Annotated in this window: 9 protein-coding genes and 1 pseudogene; 3 read left to right on the top strand and 7 right to left on the bottom strand. The window is 62.0% G+C overall.

Going from position 1 to position 14,214, the window contains the following annotated elements; translation table 11 throughout:
- Positions 1–74 precede the first annotated feature (74 nt).
- The 4 genes from KC8_RS07960 to KC8_RS07945 form a co-directional block, all read right to left on the bottom strand.
- Positions 75–2,375, bottom strand: coding sequence for a hypothetical protein (locus KC8_RS07960; RefSeq protein WP_010127802.1), 2,301 nt, complete (start codon positions 2,373–2,375; stop codon positions 75–77).
- 599 nt (positions 2,376–2,974) lie between these two features.
- Entirely contained in the window at positions 2,975–4,210 is a 1,236-nt protein-coding gene (locus tag KC8_RS07955) for an outer membrane beta-barrel protein (protein ID WP_010127800.1), read from the bottom strand.
- Positions 4,211–4,214: 4 nt separating this feature from the next.
- Positions 4,215–4,784, bottom strand: a complete 570-nt coding sequence (locus tag KC8_RS07950) for a polysaccharide biosynthesis/export family protein (protein WP_029624856.1) — start codon at positions 4,782–4,784, stop codon at positions 4,215–4,217.
- Positions 4,784–6,079, bottom strand: coding sequence for an O-antigen ligase family protein (locus KC8_RS07945; protein ID WP_010127797.1), 1,296 nt, complete (start codon positions 6,077–6,079; stop codon positions 4,784–4,786). The genes KC8_RS07950 and KC8_RS07945 overlap by 1 nt, the downstream gene beginning before the upstream one ends.
- Positions 6,080–6,496: 417 nt before the next feature.
- On the opposite strand from KC8_RS07945, the gene KC8_RS07940 reads away from it, so the two are divergent.
- On the top strand, positions 6,497–8,830 hold the full coding sequence (locus KC8_RS07940; RefSeq protein WP_158217686.1) for a GumC family protein: 2,334 nt from the start codon (positions 6,497–6,499) through the stop codon (positions 8,828–8,830).
- Positions 8,830–9,462: pseudogene (locus tag KC8_RS07935) on the top strand (DUF2306 domain-containing protein); the annotation flags it as partial. The gene KC8_RS07940 and the pseudogene KC8_RS07935, both read left to right, overlap by 1 nt.
- A gap of 2 nt (positions 9,463–9,464) precedes the next feature.
- Here the strand turns inward: KC8_RS07935 and KC8_RS20275 are convergent.
- The 3 genes from KC8_RS20275 to KC8_RS07920 all read right to left on the bottom strand — a co-directional run bounded on the left by KC8_RS20275 (position 9,465) and on the right by KC8_RS07920 (position 12,550).
- On the bottom strand, positions 9,465–10,079 hold the full coding sequence (locus KC8_RS20275; protein WP_138956798.1) for a DUF4126 family protein: 615 nt from the start codon (positions 10,077–10,079) through the stop codon (positions 9,465–9,467).
- Positions 10,080–10,141: 62 nt separating this feature from the next.
- Entirely contained in the window at positions 10,142–11,428 is a 1,287-nt protein-coding gene (locus tag KC8_RS07925; protein WP_029624853.1) for a nucleotide sugar dehydrogenase, read from the bottom strand.
- 132 nt (positions 11,429–11,560) lie between these two features.
- Positions 11,561–12,550: a hypothetical protein gene (locus KC8_RS07920; RefSeq protein ID WP_010127793.1), complete on the bottom strand. Its 990-nt coding sequence runs from the start codon at positions 12,548–12,550 to the stop codon at positions 11,561–11,563.
- Positions 12,551–12,760: 210 nt separating this feature from the next.
- Here KC8_RS07920 and KC8_RS07915 point away from each other — a divergent pair, with 210 nt between their 5' ends.
- Positions 12,761–14,200 carry an NAD(P)-binding protein gene (locus tag KC8_RS07915; protein ID WP_010127792.1) on the top strand — a complete coding sequence of 480 codons (1,440 nt, stop codon included), beginning with the start codon at positions 12,761–12,763 and terminating at the stop codon, positions 14,198–14,200.
- Positions 14,201–14,214 lie beyond the last annotated feature (14 nt).

The following is a 14,214-nucleotide window of genomic DNA, read 5'->3' as shown; positions in this document are numbered from 1 at the left end:
AGATGGAAAGGGCGGGGGGCCGTCGTGTCGTCGCCCGACGCGACGACCCGATGGATCCCCCCGGACAATGCCGATCAATACATCGGGCGTCCGCAATTATAAGCGGGCAGACGGCCGGTCGCCGAACCGATGAAACCCGAATAGCGCACGTCATCCTGCGCCAGCGAGCTGAGATATTCCTCGATATTGGGATAGCCGTCGCCATCCTTGTCATCATTGGCGTCCCACACCAGCGGGTTGGTGTTCTTGAAGCGGCGTTCCCATGAATCGGGCATGCCATCATTGTCGCTGTCCGGCAGTGCGGCCTGTGCGGTCAGCCGTGCCCACCCCCCGGCTTCGGCCAGAGATGACGGCCAGTTCGACGCGAACAGATAGGGGGTCGCGTCGCAGGTGCGTACATCTTCGACATACATTGCATCCACATTGTCGCGGCATGGCCCGTTGAGGCACAGGTCCGCGCCGGCGTAAGCGAGCACGCCGAGCATGGCGCGTTCCGCAGTGGTGACCTGCCACGGTTCGAAGCTGGTTCCCGCGCCGCCCGGCTGGACCACCGGGCTGACATTCTGCATCACCGCCAGCCCGTAGCGTGCGCAATCCAGGCTGCCGGCGGTGGTGAGACCGCAAACGGTGGCCGGATCGACATGGGTGATGAAACCGCCGGCGGTGGTGAACGGATCTGTCACGGTGGACCCGAACTGGCCGGCAATCCGCGTGCGCGGCGTTACATTGCCGCTGGCATAGACGCTGAAACCGAACGGCATGCGCGAGCCGCCATTGCTGTAGAAGCCGATCAGGTAGTTGCCGTCGCTGGCATTGTAGCGCGGGCCGCGCAACGCGACGTTGCCGATGTAATTGGCGTAGATGTTGCCGAACTGGTTGGACAACAATCCGGTTTCGGCGATGAAATCGTAAAACACATTGTTGATGATATCCGCCTGGCCTTTGTTGCCGGTCGCGGCAGGATTTGTGCCGACGGCAATATTGAGGCCGCGTTGCTCGCCATGTTGCGAAAGATTATGCGCAACGGTGACGTTGGATGCGGGCTTCAGGAAGAACGTCTTGCAGTGCAAAGCCGATGTGTGCCCGGCATTGCGGCAGATATTGGGGCCGATGATCGACCATTGCACGGTGCAGTTGGTGCACGCCATGTCCAGGCTCTCGTCCGTTCCGAACATTGTCGAAACATGGTCGAGAATCTGGTTGTTGGTGCCCGACATGCGGATCGGATCACCATTTTCCGATGTCCGGCCAACATGCGGCCCGGTACGCGTGCGCACATGACGCAGGATCATGTCGTTGCCGCCGCGCCGTGTATCGATGAGGGAGTCGACCGGATTATACTGGTCGCCGAGCCGAAATTCGATGCCGCCAGGCGATGTCTGGCCGGCGATATAGATTTTCGGGGTTGTGATGAAGGCCGACGATTGCATGACGATGGCGCCCGCCACGTCGAACACGCAGTAACGCGGCCGGCCAGCCGGGATGGCATAGGGTGTGGTAACGGCTAGCGCGAGCGCACATTCGCGATAGGTGATCTTGCCGTCGCCGGGCGCGGCCACGTCTTCCAGCGAATTGATCTTGTAAACCACGGCGTCCTTGCTGCGGACACTGGTATTCTTGCCGAAACCGATGGCCGTGGGGAAGGCGATCGGATGTTTGGCGCGATCGGGAACGTCGCCATTGTCGGGATTGGTGAAGGCTGTTGCGCCACCACTGGCGACGGCGCCGACCGTGATGGTGGCCGTGGCCGTCTGGGATGTACCGCCGATCATGCAGGTGAGCGCGTAGGCCGTCGATTGCGCCGGCTGCACCGTCATCGAACCCATGGCCGGCCGGGCGCCGCTGAATGTTGCGTCGCCGGCGGCGGTGCAGGATGTCGCGTTCGGCGCACTCCACGCCAGGACGCTCGATCCGCCGGGCGCGATCGTCGATGGCATCGCCGTGAGGGCGACGGCGGGGCCACCCGTTGCGGTGACGTTGATCGTGACCGATGCCGTGCCGCTGCCCGAGGCAGATGCGCACTGGATCTGGTAGGTTGTCGTTTGGCCGGGCGAGACAGCAACGGTGCCGCTCAGTAGACGCGATCCGCTGAAGCTGGCGTCGCCGCTTGCCGTACAGGACGTGGCGGATTGGGAGGTCCATGCAAGGGTGCTGGATTCGCCGGGTGCGATGGTTGTCGGGGTGCCGGTCAGCGTGACGGCGATGGATGGCTTGCCGGCTGCGCTCAGCAGGGATTCCACGACCCAGCCATCGATGCCCTGGCCGAAGTCGACCCGCCACCAGCGCTGGTTGCCCTTCTTGACCGGGCCGCCGACAACGACGCCCGTGGCATTGGCCTCCTGCATCCCGATCCCGGTTGTCAGGTTGGCGTCCATGACGCGAAACTTGCCTGTCAGGACGATATTCTGGCCGATCGCGATCGTATTCGCATAGGCCCTGGTTAATAATGCTACGCTTAACAGAACAGCTATTGTTATAATAATATTAGCTATTTTTCTGTTGCGACCCCTTATGATGTTTATCATCTCCACTCCGTGGGTGGGTTGTGCAAAAAATAAATTGTTGAGTTGAATTCAAAACATATAAAAGTTTAAAAATTATATGTTGTTGTAATTTATATATTTTCATCGGATCATTCCGATATCGAAATGAATATGCTTTGTGCAATTGAGTTTGAATGAATTTTAGATCTGAAATCAAATATATAGATATGATCGATATATTTATGGAATATACAATTGATCGAGGCCTATATATTTTCAAATCGGCAAGATCAAAATATCAATCTTCTTTGAAGGCAATGCCTTGCTGGTTGTTCGGGCGGGGCGTGCGCCAATCGGGATCAGCCGTTGCCATTGTCGAATGCGACGGGGGGCTGGCGCTGTCGTTTCGCCGAACCCGGGACAGGCCGATGCGGATTTTCGCCGCTATCCGGGGAATCCGGGCGGCAGACAGGCCAAGGCGCCGATCGCCTTCAATAGGTAATCCGGGTGGCCAGCCCGAAACGGAAGGTTTCGAAACGGTCGAGCGGCTGGTCCGCGGTGCGTTTGGCGAAGGTTGTGGTGGCGACGAGCGCGATGCGCCGGTTGACCAGATATGTCGCTTCCAGTTGCGCCGACGCCAGTGTCTGGCGACGATTGATGCCGCCGCGATACCGTGTGTCGCGAATGCCGATCGCCGCGCTGACGATCAGATTGTGCCGCGCTTCCTGATCGAGCCGTAAGCTGGCGGTGCTGTCGATGCGGCCGCTCGCCCCGGATCGGGTGGTTGCGACATTGCCGCGGAACAGGCTGGCCGTGATCGCGGTGCGAACGCGCGGTCGCCAGGTCAGGTTGCCGCTGGCGGCAAAGCCGGTGAAGGATTTCAGGGTCGGATCATCGGGATTGGCGCGGAACCGGCCGACGCCGATTTCGCCTTTCAGCCGTTCGCTGATGTCGCTTGCCAGGCCGACGAGAATGCCTTTCGTCGTCATGTCCCGGTCGATGCCGTTGCGATCGACAGGGGTGCGAGCATCGCGCCGGTTGATATAGGCTTCGGTAAAAGCATCGAAACGGTGGGAAATGCGGGCCGTGACGCGCGCCGAACCTTGCAGGCTGGTCAGATCGCGATCGGCATCGCCGGCGGGCAGGTAATTATATCGGTCGATCGCACCGCGCAGCCCGACACCGAACCGGCCGGGGCGATATTGATATCCCAGTTCGGATCGCAGGATATCGATCTTGGCGGGGGGAAGGCCCAGATCATTCGGCGATTCCGGATCGGTGCGCCGTTCGAAAGACCGTTCCGCGCCCAAGCCGGCGGTAACCAGATGGGCTTTGCCGATAGTGTAGCCCGCCCGGCCGGTGGCGCCGAACGTGTTGACGCCTTCGCGCGGGTTATCGACATATTCGCGCAATGTTCCGAATATGGAAGCATTCAGCATGAACCTGCCGTCGTCGCGGCGAATGCCCATGCTGGGCGACAGCGTGAACAGAATATCGGCATCGGGGTTGCTGGAGGTCGCGAAGACGTTGCTGATATATTCCGCACCGGCCAGCAATTCGGGCGACAGGACGAAGTGGCCCATACGGATTTGCCGGGGTTCGTATCCCGGACGGGGCAGATCACGGATGGCGCGATCCGTGGGATCGGTTTGGGCCAGCGCATGGCCTTGCCCCCCGGCCAGCAGGGCGGTGCCAAGCAGCGCGGCCCGGAAAATATGGCGGCGCACCGGACTAGAACCAGCTTTCGTCGATCGTGACGGTGTCGCCGGGTAAAACCGGCGTGTTGGGGGTGGCCCGGCCCTCGACGGTTCGATCACCCGCGCGGCGGGAGATGGCGGCATATTTGCGCTGGGCGCGGAAGGTGTAGCCCCCGGCGATCGAAACCGCGTTCAGTACCGACATTCCGGGCACATAGGCATATTGGCCGGGCCGCTGCACTTCGCCAAGGATGAAGAACGGGCGATATTTGATGACCTGCGCCTGGACATTGGGTTCGTTGACCAACTGGCGCGCGCGGATCTGCTGGGCGATCGCATCCTGCATTTCGGCCACGGTGCGGCCGGCCACCTGGATCGGCGATAGCATCGGCAGCGAAACCACGCCGGTATCGCCGATGACATAGGTGTTGGTGATGGCGTCGAGGCCGCCCACGCTGATGCGCACTTCATCCCCGGCATCGAGCCGATAGGGCGAGGGGGCGGTGGCGGCCAGCGGATCAAGGCGCGAACTGGCCGTCGAGCAACCGGAAATGGCGCCCAGCCCGACCATCATTGCCACCGTCAAGCTGCGATACCGGATCATCATGCCCTCCCTCGCCGAATGGATGCGCCTCGCGCGTTCCATGATTTGTGTCGCCGCGCGGGTTCGCCCGCAATCCACGCAAATGCCGGGGCGATGCCGAGCATGACCGGCACCAGCCAGGGCCGTGCGTATAAGTGCGGCGCGGCATTGGAAAAGATGATGAAGGTGGACAGCACCGCGATCGCCAGCGCCGCCGCCAGCCTGTCTCTTCGATAGGCCACAATGGCGCCGACGATCATGATCCCGTTCAAGAGCAGCCAGCCGGCCAGCGCGAACAGGCCGCCTTCCGCCCACAACAGCAGGAAGATATTGTGCACCGGGGCCTTATCGATGCTGACTTTGCGATATTGATCGACCCCGATGCCGACCAGGGTGGTGCGATCAACCATCCCCCAGGCTTCTTCGATCAGCTTCATCCGCCCGCTGTAAGTGCCGGCCATCGAAACGTCGCTTTGCTCAACCGCCGGGGCGATGCGCTTTTCGAAGGCGCGGGGAAGCTGGAACCCGCTTGCAAAAAGCAAGGTGCCCACCGCGGCACCCGTCAGCAAGACGCGAACGGACGGCAGCTTGCCGGAAACGATCGTGAACAGTGCCAGCGATACCAGCGCGCTTGTCATCCCCGTTACCGATGCGGCGAGGAACAGGCCGATCAGCAGGATCACGCAAGTCAGGTAAAAGAGCGGCGCGCCGATTTTGCGCCGGATACGCAGGTAGAGGGTGAACGGCCATGCCATCACGATCATCGCGGCGTTCCAGTTGGCATCGCCCAGAAAAGCGCCCAGCCGCCCCGCACCGGTGATAAAATCGTGGCTGATGCGGTTATATCCCTCGTAACTGAGATCCAGCCCCCAATATACCGCGATGCCAAAGGCTTCCATCGCGGCAATGCCGGCCACCAGCGCCTTGGCCAGCATGATCGTGCGCTGATCATCATGGTTGATCAGCAGACAGGGCAGCAGGATCAGGCTGAAGCAATATTGCGCGCCCGCAGTCAGCCAGCGATCGGGATCGCCGTTGAACAGGCTGCCGATGAACAGGCCGATCATCATGATCAGCGTTGCGACCAGCCACCAGCCCGTCATGCGGCCAAAGGGCTGCAACGATATGCGATGCGCGGCCAGCAACATGCCGGCGCCGAGCACGAAGAAGGCGTCGCTGGCCGTGAAGAGAATGTCGGCCGGCCGCCAGCTGACATAGGATGCGCAAAACACGCCGATGGCGATCACCGCGCCAGACATATGCCACGCCTGTCCGATCGGTTCGCGATGATCGGTAAAGGGCGGGGCGGTCGCCATCGGGATCAGGCCATCGCCGGCATTGTGCAGGCGGGTCCATTTGCGTCAGCCAAAGGGGGAGGTATCCTGCCGATCATTGGCCCCACCTGTTCGACGATTGCGGCTTATTCATCGCATAAGCGGGGGCGTAAGTCATCGGCCGGGCGGGCCGAAGGGGCGGGCATCTGGCCGTCGCAGATGCTGGAATCGCGGTTCCGTGCTAGGGGGGCGGTGCCAAAGCCCGCGGCATCCGGCGCGTTCCCGGTCCCTATATGCCATGGCGGTCGTGCAGCGGAGCATTGGGATTAGCCTGAATGCGCCGCTGCTTGGCTCATCATGATGCAGGACGCTGGAACCAAAGCGCCGTACCATCCCGCTCAAGGGGGTATCGGTGCTTTCATCGGCCGCCCCTGGAATGGCATGTTCGTGGAGCGGACGATGGCCGGTCGAAACAGCGAATATTATGGCGACCATGGCGGAGCCGCGGCGTTGCGTCGTATCGACGATCCTGACCTGCAGCCGCAATTGGCGGGACCGGCATCATCCGGCGGCCCCGCTTATGCCGGCATTCACGATCTGCTGCGTATCTTGCGCCGGCGGCGCGGGCTGGTGGCGCTGACCATCGCCATCATCATCGGGCTGACGTTCATCGCCTTGCTGCGAACGACCCCGTTCTACAGCGCGACCGCAGTGGTGATGATCGAACCGCTCGACGCCGTTCCGGGGGCTGCTGCCCCGACGACCATCGCCAGCCCGAACGAGGAGGCACGGATCGCCACCAAGGTCGAACTGCTCCAGTCGCGCGCGCTGGCCCGCCGGGTCGTTCGCAACCTGAACCTTGAGGATTATGACGAATTCCTGCCGCCGGAAAAACACTCGCCGGGTCCGTTTGAACGGATTCAGCAGTGGCTGTCACCCGGCAGATCGGCGACGCACGGAATTGAGGCCAAACTGGATGCTCAGGATCGCAACGAAGCGGCGACCCGTGCGCGCGAAGAGGCGATCACCGACCGGCTGATCGATCATGTGCAGGTGGAGCGGATCGGCAAATCGCATCTGATCGGCGTGACCGCCGTGTCCAAGGATCCATATCTGGCGGCGCTGATCGCCAACCGCCTGGCCGATACCCATATCAAATCGCAGTTGCAGGCGGCACGCGACGTTGCCGAAGAACAGGAAGCGTCCCTGCGGGAACGTGTTGCCGAAACCGGGCGGCAACTGCACCAGGCCGATCTGGCCGTCGCCCAATATCGGCGGGCGCATGGCATGCCCGAACAGAGCCCGGATATGGCGCAAGCCCAGTTGTTGCGGCTGGATGGGGAACTGGTGTCCGCCAGCGCGGATGCCGCCGCCAGCCATGCGCGCGCGGCGGGTGCCCAGATATCCGGTGCGAACCCCGAAGTTACCAATGCCGCGTCGCCGCTGCTGAACGATCTGCGCAGTCAGGAAGCGTCGGTTCGTAAACGTCTGGCGGAACTGACATCCTTTTACGGCCCCGGCTATCCCGAAGTGGTGGCCGTCAATGCGCAGCTGGCGGAATTGCGTGGTCGGATCCAGGCGGAAGCCGGCCGGGTTGCGGTTGACATGCGCAACGAGGCGCGGGCAGTTTCCGCGCGGCAGGGCGTGCTGGCCGGCAGCGTCGGCGCGCTGCGCAGCGAGGTGCTGGGCGATACGATGCGATCGGTATCGCTGCGCGGCCTGGAACGAGACGCACAGACCAGTCAGGCGCTCTATCTGTCGCTGCTGGCGCGGCTGAAGGAACTGGGCGGGCGGGCGGATTCTGAGCGGACGGACATGTCGTTCATTTCGCGCGCGCCTGTGCCCGATTCGCCCAGCTATCCCAAGCCGGAACGCGCGTTGGCGGTGGCCTTTGTCGGTGCGATCATTCTGGCGATCATCCTGGCCCTTGCCGCTGAAACGTTCGACGATCGCCTCCGCAGCATGGAACAGGTGCGCCGGCTGCTTGGCCTGCCGACGCTGGCGATGGTACCCGAATTGCCGCCGGCGCTTGCCGGAACGCCGATCAATGAAATGATCCGCGCTTATCCGCGATCCTATTTCACCGAGGCGCTACGCAACCTCGTTATCGAACTCGAAACGCGCCGCGGCCACGCCGGTTCGCAGGTTGTGGTCGTCACATCGGCCCTGCCGGATGAAGGCAAGACGACGATCGCGCTGGGGATCGCGGCAGCGGCGGCGGCCATCGGCAGGTCCGCAGTGGTGGTCGATCTCGATCTGCGCCGGCACGAAATCGGCAATGCAGACGATGCGCCGCGCCCCACCGCCGATGTTGTTTCGTTCCTGACAAACGAGGCCAAACTCGATGATGTGCTGGGGGCGGAAGAAGCGCCGATGCCGTTTGCGGCAATCAGCGCCGATCAGCCGGTGACCGATCCCGGCGGTTTGCTTGAATCGCCGCGCGTCGGCCAGTTGTTCGCGGAATTGCGCCAGCGGTTTCAGCTGGTGATCATCAACGCGCCGCCGATCCTTCCGGTTCACGATGCCAAAACGCTGTCCGGGCTGGCTGATGGTACGTTGCTGGTCGTCCGCTGGGGGGCAACCGATGCGGATGCGGCGCGAACCGCCGTCGAGGTGTTCGGCGAAGGGCTGGTTGGTGCGGTGATCAACCGGGTGGACTATCGCAAGCATGCCAAGTCCGGTTTCGGCGATGCGATCGAATATGCCGCGCGTGCCGGAGGGTCTTACTATCTTCAGGGGCAGATGACCGCGAAAGGACCGGGCATCCTGCCGCGTTGGCTTGGCAGGGCCTGATGGCGCGCGTGGAAGAACGCGGGATGGATATCCCATGTTCGCAACACGCCCACGCCGAACCCGCGCTGGCGCCGACATCTGGGAACGCGGCGGCGCCCGGCTTCATTCCCGGCCTGCCTGCATTCCGCCGCATGGGATGGCGGTTGATGACGTTGGCGGCAATAATCGTCGCAGGCCTCAATTCCCGTTTCATCTGGATCGATATTCCGCGGATCATGCATCGTGCGGTCGATCATCTGGGACGCGACGATTTCGAGCTTTTTGTTCATCTGTGGACCGCGCCGCTGATTCTGGTGACGGGCGCGCTCCTTTTCCCGGTGCGGTTGCGGGTGCGCTTCCCGCATGTGCATCGCTGGGCGGGGCGCCTGTATCTGGGCGCGGTTCTCCTTACGTCGATCGCGACATTGCGGCTCGCGCTGCATGAAACCGAAGGATCGTTCACCATATTCGGTTTTGCGGTGCTTTCGGTCCTTTGGGCCGGAACGGCGGCAATGGCCTGGATCCGCGCCGTGCAGGGGCGGTTCGGCGATCATGGGGCGTGGATGGTTCGCAACTACGCGCTGACCCTGACGAACGTGACGTTTCGGCTGGACCTGCACATTCTGCTACTTCTCGGCGTGCCGTTCACATCGATTTATGAACCGGTGCGGGTGCTGCAATGGGTGCCCAACCTGATCATTGCCGAATTGCTTCTCAGATCCGGTTTCTTCACCGGAAAAGACTGGAAATCGCTCGGTCGCAAGCAGGCCGAAATGCCAATTTCCGATAATTTGCGTGTTTGACGGTCGATCTGGACGGATAGAATCGCCACCACGGCCATTGCGATTGCCGCACAATCTTCGACCAGCGCGGCAGGCAGGGGGCGGCCCAATCGCCGGATCAGCCATGCGCGCACGCCAGAACCGGCCAGCGTGCCGGCCACCGCGCCTGCGAGACCGGCAAGCCCGCCGCCGGCCAGCATGTGGGCGGCCGAACCGATCGTCGCCCCGGCGATGACGCCACAGGCCATGCGGATGCCCAACGATAAGGGACTGCGCCGATCCGGCATGGCGGCGTATTTGCCGCCGAGCATTTCTGCGATCGCCAGCAGCGTCAATATTCCCGCCACCCAGTGGGTGCCAATCAGAAGTGGCCAGCCGCCCGGAACAAGCCATCCGGCGCATGTCGCCACGCTTACCGCGGCCAGGGCGGCAAAGGCGCGCAGGCCGGCGGCGATGCCGATCAGCAGCGCGAGCAAATAGATCGTCATCCGTTGCCCCCTTCACATGGTCGATCGATTGGCCGTTACCGCAAAACGAAGCGTGATCGCGGCTATAGCGACCAATAATGAATGTCCTTGCGGACAGTATCGGGGTGGAACAGCCCCTTTACGTCGAAGAATATGCCGCCCGGCGAAATCATGCGGCACAGTGCGTCGGCGCCAAGCCGGTCATAGGCCGCATGCGGCACCGCAAGGATGAGCAGATCCAGCCTTGCAAAGTCTTCGATCGGGCTGAGGCTGATATCATATGCGGCCTGCACATCATCCGGGTGGGCCAGCGGATCATGCGTGATGGGCGCGATCGCAAAGCCGGCCAATGTCCTGACGATATCGAGCGTCTTGGAATTGCGGATATCGGGCACATTTTCCTTGAACGTGAGGCCCAGCACGCCCACGCGGGCATGCCTGATCGAACGATCGGCGAGCGCCAGGCACTGCACCGCGTGGCGCGCGATATAGGCGCCCATCTCGTCGTTGATCCGCCGCCCCGACAGAATGACTTCGGGATGATAGCCAAGCGTTTCCGCTTTGGCGGTCAGATAATATGGGTCCACGCCGATACAGTGCCCGCCCACCAGGCCCGGCGAAAATTTGAGGAAGTTCCACTTGGTGCCCGCCGCGTCCAGCACATCGGCCGTGCGAATGCCCATCAAATGGCAGATTTTCGACATTTCGTTCATCAGCGCGATATTCACGTCGCGCTGCGTATTTTCGATCGCCTTGGCGGCTTCGGCCACCTTGATCGAGGGCGCACGATGCACGCCGGCTTGAACGACGCGTTCATAGACCGCCGCGATGCGATCGAGCGCTGCTGCGTCCTGTCCCGCGACGACCTTTACGATCCGTTCGAACGGATGTTCGCTGTCACCGGGATTGATGCGTTCCGGGCTGTAGCCGATCTGGAAGTCCCGCCGGCAGATCAGGCCCGACGCCCGTTCCAGGGCGGGGCAGCATATATCTTCCGTCACGCCGGGATAAACGGTCGATTCAAAAACCACCATGTCACCCCGCCGGAGACGGGGACCGATCAGTTCGCAGGCGTTCACCAGCAAGCTCAGGTCCGGCCGGTGGGTCGGATCGATCGGTGTGGGAACGGTGACGATGTAGAAGCTGGTATCCGTCAGATCATCAGGATTCGCGGTCAGGGTGAGGGGGCTTTCGCGCAGTTCGGCCGGGCTGATCTCCCCCGTCCAGTCGTGCCCGTCTTCAAGCGCGGCGATGCGGCGCCGATCAATATCGAAGCCCGTTACTGCAAAGCCCTTTCGTGCAAAGGCGACGGCGACCGGCAGGCCGACATAACCCAGCCCGATAACGCCAATGGTTTCCGCGCCGCGCAAATATCCATCCCCCCGTGGCCGGATGGCAGCATGATCCTGATCCTGATGCTGATGGAGCATCGGGCCGCATCACGATCATAATATTCGGGGCCGGCATTGTCGCTTCATCTTCCGGATAGGAAGGCAAGGATTTCATTGGCCAGCCGTGGTGACTTCCTTGCTGGAAAGGGCGGCAAGATTCTGCATCGTGATGCTGGCCATCCCGTGATCGCCCGCCAGTCGGTGATAATGTTCGAAGATGACACGGAGCATCTTCAGGTTGAGCGCGATGTCGCGACCAAAATTGTGCGGATGCCACCAGAGGTGGAAAACGGCGCCCTGTTTGGCTGCATGTGTCATCTCGTCGCAAATCCGCTTGCACTGAAACCGGTCGAGCAGACGTGCGGACGCGGATGATGGGCGAAGAAACCGGCTGGCCGCAATATTGAGCATGCCATCGGTATACTGCGATGCTTTCGCCATGGGGCGCGGCGCCAGCGGCATATAATTGTCCGCCGCGCGCCACAGGCGCGACCAGCCCTTTTCCATATGGCGGGGACGGCTGCGATGCACATTCGACCGCTGATTTCCGCGAAAGCTGCGATATCCCGAGCCGTGGCACAGCGCCAGATAGGCCGGACGTATCTGGTTGCGCGGGAACACCAGACTGCGCAAATCGATGCCGAGTGCCGCCGCCGCGCTGCGTGCGGCCGCGAGATCGGCCGCAAAGGCCGCGGGATCGCCGCCATCTTCCAGGCTGTAATAATGCGAAAATGTGTGGCCTGCGATTTCCTGGCCCGGACAGTCGCGGATCAGCCGGATCAGCGACCGGCCGAAATGGAGCGGATCCTCCGCCTCGTTACGGCCGATGGCGGCCATGCGTGCATAAGGGGACAATCCCGGGTCGGCATAATGCGGGCGTTGCGCGGGCAGGGCATTCAGCAACTCATCCCGATCGTCGAAAAAGAGGAAGCCGACGGTTGCCCATGTGCACCCGATGCCGAAGCGTTCCGCCAGATCGAGCATATGGGGAATGGCCTCACGGGCGCCGACAATATTGGCGCGCGCACTGCCATAGGCCTTGGCAGCTTCCATTCCCCAGGCCTGTTCAAGGTCGAGCGAGATGACGAAGTGCGGTCGCATGATCCAAGCACGGTCCCCGGATCGAATATTGGAACGGAAGATTAGATTTGTATCGGGTTTGCAACAACTATTCGCTCGGAATCAAGCCTGTGATCATAGGTGGTAGGCATAATCCTTTTAGAATGGTGTGATTCTTTGATTGTATGATGACAGTATAATATTTCATCATGGCAGGAACGTTCGGCAAAATGCCTGGCGGGGGAGGCGGCGATGACCAGCGCGCATCCATTGCCCGAAAACAACTCCATGCCGATATGTCGGACGCATACGCTGATCATCGGTGCCGGCCCATCCGGGCTGGCGGCGGCACACCGGCTGGCCGAAGCGGGGATCAAGCCATTCATTATTGAAAAGTCGCTGTATTTTGGCGGATTGATGCGTTCGATCAGACGCGGCCCGTTCATCGTCGATCTGGGCCGGAAGGAACTTTATTCGCGGATCCCCGAGGTCGATGCTTTTTGGAACAAGCTGCTCGACGATGATTATCGCGTTTATTCCCATCGGGTGGGTAGCCTCTACCATGGCCGGATACTTGAAATGTCGAGTGCATTTCGGGGGATTCGGCGTGGTATGCCGTTCGGCGCCCTCTTATCTGGTGGCGTCGATCTGGGCCGGGCCTGGCTGATCAATGGTGTCAGGGCACCCCGCAATTATCAGGAATATTGGTATCAGCGTGCGGGCAGGCGCTTTGCCCGGGCGCTGGCGCAAGGCTATTGGGAAAAATTCCGCGGCCAGCGATGGGCCGAACTCCCGGTCCCGCAAGTTCATGCCGAAGGGCAGGCTGCGCGGTCCCATTCCTTCGGCGCGATCGCGCATGGCATGAAGCTGGCGGCGCAGGGCGGTGCTTCGGATCAGCGCGTGTGGCGGCATCCGGCACGCGGCTCTGGCCAGGTGTGCGGCCGGCTGATCGCGGATATCAGCCGGGCGGGTATCAAGGTGCATTTTGGCAGCGAGGTTTTCGCGATGGCCTGCGCGGAGGGCCGGATCGCGGATATCTTTGTGCGCACGCCGACCGGCTGTGTGTGCTTCCAGGCCCGAAACGTGATTTCCAGCCTTCAGGTGGAGGATCTTGTCGCCCTGCTTGGCGGCGGCAAAGCGGGGCAGGCGCCACCGGCGCGGCGGCGGGCCGTGCTGCTTGTCTATCTGTTCATGGATGCGCCGCCACGGTTCCCCCATGCGTGGCTTGAGGTCAACGACACCGCGCTGCAGTGCGGCCGGATAACCAACTATGCGGCCTTCAACGGCGATATGGTGCCCCCTGGTCGAACGGCCCTTTGCATCGAATTCTTTCTGGACGGGGATGATCCACGACTGGATCGATCGTCCGACGCGTGGACCCGTCTTGCCATTGACGAGTGCGCCCGCAGCAGCCTGATCGATCCGGCCGCCATTCGCGATTCCATGGTCATCCGGCTCGACCGCTGCAACGCGGCCGCAAGCTGGCGGGAAGCGCAGGAGAATGCGCGATTGCGGATGCTCGGCGAAATTCGCCCGTACCGGAATCTCTATCACGTCTACCGGCCGGGCACCGACTGGGCGACCTTTGCCGGGCTGATGGCGGGCGAGGCGGTTCTTTCCGGCGAACGCCAGGGTTTCGATCAGCGGGCCGATCCGACGCGGAGTTATGCCGCAGCCAATGCGGCAGCCTGAAGCGGGAGTGGAGA

Origin of the sequence: Sphingomonas sp. KC8, assembly GCF_002151445.1 — a bacterium.
In the GTDB taxonomy this organism is placed as follows: Bacteria; Pseudomonadota; Alphaproteobacteria; order Sphingomonadales; family Sphingomonadaceae; genus Sphingomonas_E.
Note: the sequence above shows the minus strand (reverse complement) of the source record. Positions and strands in the feature narration are given on the sequence as shown.

Coding starts and splice junctions, on each gene's coding strand:
- KC8_RS07960 (WP_010127802.1), bottom strand. CDS start 2,375: ATGGACGCCAACCTGACAACCGGGATCGGGATGCAGGAGGCCAATGCC.
- KC8_RS07950 (WP_029624856.1), bottom strand. CDS start 4,784: ATGATCCGGTATCGCAGCTTGACGGTGGCAATGATGGTCGGGCTGGGC.
- KC8_RS07945 (WP_010127797.1), bottom strand. CDS start 6,079: ATGGCGACCGCCCCGCCCTTTACCGATCATCGCGAACCGATCGGACAG.
- KC8_RS07940 (WP_158217686.1), top strand. CDS start 6,497: ATGGCCGGTCGAAACAGCGAATATTATGGCGACCATGGCGGAGCCGCG.
- KC8_RS20275 (WP_138956798.1), bottom strand. CDS start 10,079: ATGACGATCTATTTGCTCGCGCTGCTGATCGGCATCGCCGCCGGCCTG.
- KC8_RS07920 (WP_010127793.1), bottom strand. CDS start 12,550: ATGCGACCGCACTTCGTCATCTCGCTCGACCTTGAACAGGCCTGGGGA.
- KC8_RS07915 (WP_010127792.1), top strand. CDS start 12,761: ATGACCAGCGCGCATCCATTGCCCGAAAACAACTCCATGCCGATATGT.